12 protein-coding genes and 1 pseudogene are annotated in these 7,921 nt (G+C 68.7%); 2 read left to right on the top strand and 11 right to left on the bottom strand.

Going from position 1 to position 7,921, the window contains the following annotated elements; all coding sequences use genetic code 11:
• The 10 genes and pseudogenes from ACWDA7_RS48040 to ACWDA7_RS48085 form a co-directional block, all read right to left on the bottom strand.
• Window positions 1-100: helix-turn-helix domain-containing protein (locus tag ACWDA7_RS48040; protein WP_450613928.1), on the bottom strand; the 100-nt coding region annotated here is incomplete at its 3' end.
• 152 nt (window positions 101-252) lie between these two features.
• The gene (locus ACWDA7_RS48045) at window positions 253-954 is read right to left on the bottom strand and encodes a response regulator (RefSeq protein WP_450613909.1); all 702 of its coding nucleotides are present in this window, start codon (window positions 952-954) and stop codon (window positions 253-255) included.
• A complete protein-coding gene (locus ACWDA7_RS48050; RefSeq protein ID WP_450613911.1) occupies window positions 951-2,069 on the bottom strand; it encodes a sensor histidine kinase in 1,119 nt (372 codons plus the stop codon). Before ACWDA7_RS48050 ends, ACWDA7_RS48045 begins: the two co-directional genes overlap by 4 nt.
• Window positions 2,070-2,107: 38 nt before the next feature.
• The gene (locus ACWDA7_RS48055) at window positions 2,108-3,064 is read right to left on the bottom strand and encodes an ABC transporter permease subunit (RefSeq protein ID WP_450613912.1); all 957 of its coding nucleotides are present in this window, start codon (window positions 3,062-3,064) and stop codon (window positions 2,108-2,110) included.
• Entirely contained in the window at window positions 3,045-3,962 is a 918-nt protein-coding gene (locus tag ACWDA7_RS48060; protein ID WP_450613914.1) for an ATP-binding cassette domain-containing protein, read from the bottom strand. Before ACWDA7_RS48060 ends, ACWDA7_RS48055 begins: the two co-directional genes overlap by 20 nt.
• Before the next feature lie 301 nt (window positions 3,963-4,263).
• Window positions 4,264-4,572, bottom strand: a pseudogene (tnpA, locus tag ACWDA7_RS48065) (IS200/IS605 family transposase); the annotation flags it as partial.
• A gap of 231 nt (window positions 4,573-4,803) precedes the next feature.
• Window positions 4,804-5,121 carry a hypothetical protein gene (locus ACWDA7_RS48070; RefSeq protein WP_450613916.1) on the bottom strand — a complete coding sequence of 106 codons (318 nt, stop codon included), beginning with the start codon at window positions 5,119-5,121 and terminating at the stop codon, window positions 4,804-4,806.
• 304 nt (window positions 5,122-5,425) lie between these two features.
• On the bottom strand, window positions 5,426-5,842 hold the full coding sequence (locus tag ACWDA7_RS48075) for a hypothetical protein (RefSeq protein ID WP_450613918.1): 417 nt from the start codon (window positions 5,840-5,842) through the stop codon (window positions 5,426-5,428).
• A gap of 405 nt (window positions 5,843-6,247) precedes the next feature.
• On the bottom strand, window positions 6,248-6,544 hold the full coding sequence (locus ACWDA7_RS48080) for a DUF7848 domain-containing protein (RefSeq protein WP_450613920.1): 297 nt from the start codon (window positions 6,542-6,544) through the stop codon (window positions 6,248-6,250).
• Window positions 6,484-6,705 (bottom strand): hypothetical protein, encoded by a 222-nt coding sequence (locus tag ACWDA7_RS48085; protein WP_450613921.1) that lies wholly within the window; start codon window positions 6,703-6,705, stop codon window positions 6,484-6,486. Before ACWDA7_RS48085 ends, ACWDA7_RS48080 begins: the two co-directional genes overlap by 61 nt.
• 130 nt (window positions 6,706-6,835) lie before the next feature.
• Here ACWDA7_RS48085 and ACWDA7_RS48090 point away from each other — a divergent pair, with 130 nt between their 5' ends.
• Window positions 6,836-6,997, top strand: coding sequence for a GntR family transcriptional regulator (locus tag ACWDA7_RS48090; RefSeq protein ID WP_450613923.1), 162 nt, complete (start codon window positions 6,836-6,838; stop codon window positions 6,995-6,997).
• Window positions 6,998-7,126: 129 nt separating this feature from the next.
• Here ACWDA7_RS48090 and ACWDA7_RS48095 read toward each other — a convergent pair whose 3' ends face one another.
• Entirely contained in the window at window positions 7,127-7,513 is a 387-nt protein-coding gene (locus ACWDA7_RS48095) for a hypothetical protein (RefSeq protein ID WP_450613925.1), read from the bottom strand.
• Between the two features lie 144 nt (window positions 7,514-7,657).
• Here ACWDA7_RS48095 and ACWDA7_RS48100 point away from each other — a divergent pair.
• On the top strand, window positions 7,658-7,921 hold a 264-nt coding region (locus ACWDA7_RS48100), incomplete at its 3' end, for a hypothetical protein (RefSeq protein ID WP_450613927.1).

Consider the following 7,921-nt stretch of genomic DNA (forward strand, 5'->3'; position numbering starts at 1 on the left):
CCAACGCCCACTGGCGAAGCGTCATCGGGTGTATCCCGAGACGCTTCGCAGCCTTGGACATGCGCAGCAACTCCATGCATACAACCATACATGCAACCATACATGCACAACACTACGGATAACTAATGAAGTTGGTGAGCCTCCCTCGAGCAACGTGCCGGTACACGGCGGTCTTGGTCCGGTCGTCGAAGGCGACCGGGCAGTCCTTGGCGACGTGCCGCAGATGCCGCTGACCGAGTTGAAGTGGGTTGATCAGCCGCTCCCGGAGCCGTACCGCCCTGGCTCGGTTCTCCTTCCCGGGGGCGGGTCAGCGAGGCCGTGCTCGTAGGCGAAGACCACGGCGTGGACGCGGTCGCGCAGGCCGAGCTTGGCGAGGGCGTGGGTGACGTGCGTCTTGACAGTGCTTTCGGTGACGAACAGCTCCCGGGCGATCTCGGAGTTGTTTCTGCCGTGGACCAGGAGGTCGAAGACCTCGCGTTCGCGGGGAGTGAGCTGGTCCAGTGCGGCAGGCGGCTTGGGAATCCGCGGGAGCTGCCGGGTGAACTCGCCGATCAGGCGTTTGGTGACGGCCGGAGACACGAGCGCTCCTCCGTCGGCGGCTGCTCGTACTCCCAGGATGAGTTCCTCGGGTGGGGCGTGTTTGAGCAGGAAGCCGCTGGCTCCGGCGCGCAGGACGTCGTAGAGGTATTCGTCGAGGTCGTAGGTGGTCAGGGCGACCACGTGCGGAGGAGAGGGGTGGGCGAGGATGCGCTCGGTGGCGGCGATGCCGTCCAGGCGGGGCATCCGGATGTCCATGAGGACGACGTCCGGGGACAGTTCGCGGGCGAGGGCCATTGCCTCGGCACCGTCGGCGGCCTCACCGACCACGGCAAAGTCCGGTTGGGCGTCGAGCAGGGCGGCCAGCGCGACGCGGACCATGGCCTGGTCGTCGGCGAGCAGAATCCGGATCGTCATGACGCCGCCCTTCCAGGGACGTCGGTGTACGGGAGCGATGCGGACAGTCTGAAGCCGCCCTCGGATGTCGGACCCGCATCCATGCGGCCGCCGTACAGGCAGACTCGCTCCCTGATGCCCAGCAGTCCCCGCCCGCCACCACTCGTCGACGGCCCTGACGTGGGCGCCGAGCCGTTGACGACGGCCAGTTCGACATGGTCCGGCCGGTAGGCCAGGGTGATGTGCACGGGCGCTCCGGATGCGTGCCGGGTGGCGTTGGTCAGGGCTTCCTGGCAGATCCGGAACAGCGACAGTTGCAGGCCCGGCGTCAGTTGCACGCGGGCGTCGCCTTCCGTCCGGTAGTCGACGGGTGTTCCGGTCGTACGGATGCCGTCGATCAGCGTGTCGAGCTCGGCGAGCGTGGGGACGGGCCGCCGGTCCGGTGCCATCTCCTGGTCCCGGCGCAGGGTGCCGAGGAGGTGTGAGAGTTCGGTGAGCGCCTCACGGCTCAGGCTCTCCAGGGCGGCGAAGACTTCCGAAGGGTCGCCGGGTGGCACCAGCCGGGCCGTTCCGGCGCGCACGGTGATCGCTGACAGCTGGTGGGCCAGCACGTCGTGCAGTTCCCGGGCGATGCGGGCCCGTTCGGCCAGGTGCGCGGCTTCGGCCGCGGCGGCGGCTTCGTGGCGCCGGGCAAAGGCCGCGTCGCCGACCAGGAACGCCGCACCGAGCAGCGCCAAGGGGACGCCTTCCAAGCGGTGGTAGTTGTCCAGCAGGCCGATGCCGCCGGCCGCGGCCAGCGACAGCGCGCCGAGGAGCTGCGCCGTGCGCCGCTGCGTGCCGTACGCCCCCACCCCGTAGGCCGCGGTCAGCATCGCGGCGGCGGCGGCGACCTGGTTGCGGTCGAGTGCCCCGCGCAGCAGAAAAGCTCCGGTGGCGCAGCCCAGCACGACCAGAGGCAACCGCCGCCACCACCAGAAGGGCACCGACTGTGCCAGCGCCAGGGCCAGGTAGCCGAGGACCACCGGGGTGGCCGCCGCGTGCCCAGGCGGCCGCCACCACCACGGCACGTCTGGCAGCGACCACAGCGCCAGCACCGCCGCAAGAGCAGCATCGGTGCGCCGGGGGGAGATGCCCATGCCCTGACTGTACGGGCGCCCAGGCGCCATGGAGTACCTCATCCAAGGACGTCGCTGCGCCGGAAGCGTACGGCCGCACCCCATGCGCACACGGCGGCGACTCCTACGAGGGCCGCGGACTCGACGCCGATCACCAGGTGGCTCGGCGCGGTACCCGAGGAGGTGAAGAACCGGGACCAGAAATTGTCCGGCAGGGCCGTGATCGAGGACTGCCCGGCGCCGAAGCCCATCCAGTCCTGGATCCAGGTCGCCGGGGTCCAGCGCCCGAGGCCCTGCAGTGAGGCGGTGGCCAGCAGGCCGACGTACACGGCGGCGCACGACCCGAGGGTGCCGATGGCGCTGCGGGTCAGGACCGAGGCCAGTACCCCCACGGCGGCGAACAGGGCCAGGACGAGCAGGGCACGGCCGAACTGCCCGGCGGAGTGCGCGAGCGCATGGAGGGCTGGGGTCTGGGCGCGCGGTAGGTGGTTGAGCCGGGCGACCATGGGCCCGGCTCCAGCGAGGACGGCCCAGTCCGCGGACATGACCGCGACCGAGGCGATCCACACGCTCACTCCCTTGGCCGCCAGCACGCGCCGCCGCCGACCGCAGTGCGTGAGCAGGGATTTGATGGTGCGTCCGGACCATTCTCCGCCCACATGACCGCCTGCCAGCAGTGAGACGACCAGTGCGCCGGGCAGCGAGGCCATCAACCCGGCCGCTTCCGCGCCGGCCCCCAGGGCGGTCAGCTGGTCGGCGGTGTGCACCACGGTTGCGGTCCGGTCGGCCTGCTCCTGCGCGGCGCGGCCCCGCGCCACCTGCTGGACGCCGGAGCAGGAGGGACCCTGGGGAAGGCGGAGTTCGGCGCAGTTGGGCACGTTGACCGGCCGGGCGTACTGCTTGGCGTTGCCAGCCCCGCCCACGGCGAGCAGCACCGTGAAAAGGACCGCGCCGAGCCCGGCGCACCAGAGCAACGGGCGGCGAAGCTTGAGAAGTTCAGCGCGCAGCAGGCGCATCGGACCCCTCCCGATCGTGGTCGTCGGCGGTCAGGCTCAAAAAGCGGTTCTCCAGCGTCCCTGGCTCGCGGCGTACTTCGTGGGCCCACACGCCAGACTGGCCCAGCCTTCGGTTGATCTCGCGCGGATCGGCGTCCTCCACCAGGAGCCGCCCCGATCCGTCGGACCAGCAGCGGTATCCCGCGAGCAGCCCTGCCGCCTCCGCCAGGTCCACCGGGTCAACCGTCACCCGTACGGTGGGCCGCGCAACCCCGTTCACCGGGCCCTCCTCGATCAGCCGCCCGGCGTGCAAGACCGCGACGCGGTCACAGACCTGTTCGACCTCGGAGAGCAGATGGCTGGAGAGGAACACCGTGGTTCCAGCGTCGGCCAACTCTCGCAACAGGGAGCGCATCTCCTGGATGCCGGCCGGGTCCAGCCCGTTGGTGGGCTCGTCCAGGATGAGCAGCGACGGCTCGCGTAGCAGCGCGGCGGCCAAGCCCAACCGCTGCCGCATCCCCTGCGAGTACGTCTTGACCTTCCGGCCGGCCGCCTCGGCCAGCCCCACGCGCACCAGCACCCGGCCAACCGCATCCGGCGACGGCGCCCTCCCGGCCAGAGCCAGGAACTCCAGGTTGCGCCGCCCGGTGGCCCAGGGATGGAAACCCGGCTCCTCGATCATCGCCCCGACCCGGGCGAGGCCGTCCGGGTCGGGCAGCGGGCGCCCATGGATCCAGGCGAGCCCGGACGTGGGCCGCACCAGACCCAGCAGCATGCGCATCGTGGTGGTCTTGCCGGAGCCGTTGGGACCGAGAAAGCCGAAGACCTGGCCTGCTCCGACCGTCAGGTCCAGGCCGTCGACCACGAGCGCTGCCCCATACCGCTTGGTCAGCCCCGCGCAGCGGATCACTTCGTCCATGCCCACGACGCTAGGCATCGCGCGCCGCCCCGTCATCAGCCCCGAGCCGAGATCCGCCTCGCCCAATAGACGAGTCAGCAGGCGTGCCGGCAACAGCCGGGCAGGCTGCTACAACCCAGGGACTCCGCCGTCGCTGCCCGCTGGGCATCGACCGGCCCGGTCGGGGTCTCACCCGTGCCACGTCCCATCCCTCATCTTCGGAGGGAATCCCCGCCTTCAGGCGGGGAAGGAATCCGATCCTGAGCCCCGCGGCGCGGGGCGCCGCAGCTTCGCTCCGGAATGCTCCGACCACAGCCCGCGCTCAGTCGGGCCGCACCTGGTTCTCGATGTAGTCCTTGACCACTTGGAGCGGTGCTCCGCCGCATGAGCCGGCGAAGTAGGAGCCGGACCAGAATCGGCCGTGCATGATCGCCCGGTTCCCGCGGCCGGCGAACTCCTGCCGCAGGCGGCTCGAGGAGACGCCCTTGAGGGAGTTGACCAGGTTGGAGAGGGCGACTTTCGGCGGGTAGTGCACCAGCAGGTGCACGTGGTCTTCTTCGCCGTTGAACTCGATCAGGTCGGCCTCGAAGTCCTCGCAGACCTTCCGCATGATCTCTTCGCAGCGCCCCAGGGCGAGCGACAGGGTTGGAAATTCCCGCGCCGGGTAGCTCGTCGGCCCGCCCGGATCCTGACACCTGCTGGCACCAGCCCGCCTCAGTCGTGCCCGTTGCGTGCCCGATCCGGCGGGACGCAGCGGGGACTCAATCCAAACTAGTGCTCCAAGCCCCAGGCAGCCGCGCTTGACTCGGTCATTGAAACTCCAGCCCAAAGCCGTTACGCCGACCGTGTGTTCGACTGCAACTCACTGGGGAATCCGTCGTCCCGCTTCGGTAAGGATGAGTGTCAGGCGGCCCAGCCATTCACCGTCGTCGGGGTACTCCCAGTTCTCGGCGTCTGCTAGCAGGGCGGGAAGGTCCTCTCGCGGGAGGGAAGGACCCGGTTGAAGACCATGGGCCTCATCGGGGGCGATCCAGGGAACGAGGCGGCACACCTCGACCCAACCCTTGTCGACCAGCGGCAGGAGGATTGCAGCAAGATCTGAGTGGCCCCCGGACGCGAGCGGCTCGTCCAGATCGCCTCGGACACCTGGAAGGATGTCGATCTCGGTCGCGTTGATCATGAAGGCGCGCTCTGCGGGCAACAGCTCGCCTGTAGCGGGATACCTCATTCAGAGATCATTGCAGCCGCCGCCTGACCGGACCGTCTCCGGGCCGTCCGAGGCGAACCGACGTTGACAGATGATGACAACTAGTCCCGGCATCCGCGCAGGTCACAGGGTCAGCTACGGCGAGCCGCCGCACGTGAGAGACGTAGCCCATCACTTCCAGAAGATCTGACACGCATTGCTCTGAGCTTGCCCCAGCCACACGGTCCGGGGCAGTCGCTGCCTCGCAGACTCAACGTGTACGACTTGATGCCACCACCTATGGGCGTTCTGTCGTCGCCTGGACACCTGCTTGGCGTAGCCGGTGGGCGAGGAACTCCATTTCGGTCAGCGTTCCGGTTTGGGCTCCTGCGCGGACTCGCTGCATCACGGCCTTCGCCTGGATCAGGTCAAGTCCCATTTCAGCGCGCAGTACTTTCATGAGCGCGACCGCACTGGCCGATGGGTCTCGAAGCTGTAGCCGCGCCGGACCGTGCTCGGCCAGAAGGCGCTCCCGCAAATCGCCTGGCACGTCGGGCTGACCACACGCGATGACGTACATGCCGCACACGGCACACCTTCGTGTGATGTCCCAGTGCACCTGACCGTCGACCAGGCCTTCACCGGCGTCACATTCCGCCAGGGCGCCGCAGTCTTCGCACTCGGATGGATGCCTGACCGACTCGCCGACCATCATCGGCCCCGCACCTCACGATTTAAGAGACCACCAGGCCGCCGGGCTGACGGCAGTCTGACGGCAACGACGACGGACGCCACGGTACGCAGCGGTATGCCACGAGCTGTCGACGCTGGTCGCTGTCGGGACCGCACATGATCCACTCCACACGATGGACTCGCCTGAAAAGCGGAGGGTCGGCTGTGCCCCGCGTGCCCGTCGCGTGCCCGATCCCGCGGGACGCAGCGGAGACTCACGGGGAACAGCGGCGCCGATCGCGCTTCGGCCCAGGTCAGCGAGTTGCCAGGTCAGTCGCCATCCGCATACGGCGTCTTCCAAACTAGCTACGCGGCTTCGAGGCCCGTCACCCGCTCCATACAGCTCAGGGCCAGGTTAGAGGACCATTCTCTCGTCTCTACGGGCCTTCTAGCTCTTCGGCTCGGTAAGGGCGTAGTCCGTGAAGGTTCGTCGGTAGCGGTTGTGTCCGGTCGAGGCAGTGTGGTTGGTCATCCATCGAATGGCGGGGGTCTCCCCGCTCATCGGTCCTGAGGACGCTCCACAGTCGTTCTCGTCGCCGGATACGCACTGGACGGCCCAAGACAGTTCGCCGGTCGGGTCTTGGCGAGTCAGGTAGTCGACGTACCGGAAGACGCGCCTAGAGGTCACTCCGCGGCCCTCCCTTCGAGGACGGCGGCCAGGGCCTCGGCCACATCCGCCCGCCATCCCCCCAGCTCGACCATGGGGGTTCCGCTCACGGGCCACTTGCCGGACAGGGAAGGAAGGGTGATCCCGTGTGCTTCGAGAGCGCGCTTCAGTCGGACGGCCGTCCGAACACCCTTGCCGTAGGCGGCCCCGGTCGCTTCATCGATCTTCTCGGCAAGCATGTGACCCCTCCTCGTACCCTCCAGCGTTACTGCGGTCTCCACCGTTACTGCACCAAACTTCTACATGCCGTGGAGGTACATGCCGCTACCCCAAGCTGCGCACTGCTGCCTACCGACCTAGGCTCGGGACATGACAGGCACGCCCGTGAATCCGGAAGCCGCCGAGTACGTCTATCGGCAAGTCGCCGACCACATCGCGGCGGAAATCGCAGCGGGGAAGCTTCGGCCTGGCGCACGCTTGCCCGGCGAACGGGCATTGGCCGAGCAGTACGGCGGAGGGAAGTCGACATAGCAGCCGACGGAGTACAGCCGCGTGCCGCTGGTGGGACAGGACTCGGCCCGGGTGTAGATCCGATGGGCCTCCGCGGTCGTGATCCAGGACGATTGGCGAAGGTGTGTCTGCTGCGCTTTATGGCGCTGCTCAGCCGCCGAGCAAGCCGCCGATTAAGCCGATGCTGATGGTGCCGCCGCCTTCAGTTGTGGTGGGGCTGAAGGTGGGAGAGGGATCCGTGGACGAAGAAACCTTTTTCCCCTGAGTCGACTCGCCGCTGGTGAGGCCTGCCGGCGTAGTGGGGGTCCCCGAGGAGGTGGGGGTAGCCGTGGTCATCTTGAGGGTGTCAGCGGTGTTGACGGTGCCCGAAAGGTCAGAAACCGGCTCTTGAGCCGGTTTGGTCGGCAACGTTCTTGTGCCGGGCCAGGTGGTAGTGGTGGCCGGGACGGTGGCCTCGTGTTGGCCGGAGGGCTTCTCGCGTCCGGGCATGGTCTGCGCCTCCATGAGGGCCACCACGCCCAGGACCGCAGTCAGCATGGCCGCCGTCACCGCAAGGACTTGCTTGCGGGAGGGGTGGCGCGGCTCGAGCGGCGCCGTCGGGGCTGCGGACGGTGAGAGCAAGGCATCGGCGGAGGCAGCAGATGGCCCAGCGGCCCCGTCGCCGACGGTCTCGCCATCCTCATGCCCCTGGTCCTGGCGCTGGAGCTGAGGGGGCGGGACGTGGGTGAGGAGGCTCTGCGCTACCGCATCGGGGAGCCAGTCGGCCTCGGCGAGTACCTGGGTGGCAGCGGTGTGCCCCTCACTCTCGCCGAGCGCTCGGGCGAGTGCCGCCACAAGGTCGGGAACGGTAGGCCGCTTGCCGGGGTCCTTGGCCAGGCACTGGCCGATCACGTCCAGGCCGGGCGGCAACCCGCCGAGGTCAGGCTCTTGGTACACGGCACGGAA

The organism is Streptomyces sp. NPDC001156, assembly GCF_053598275.1.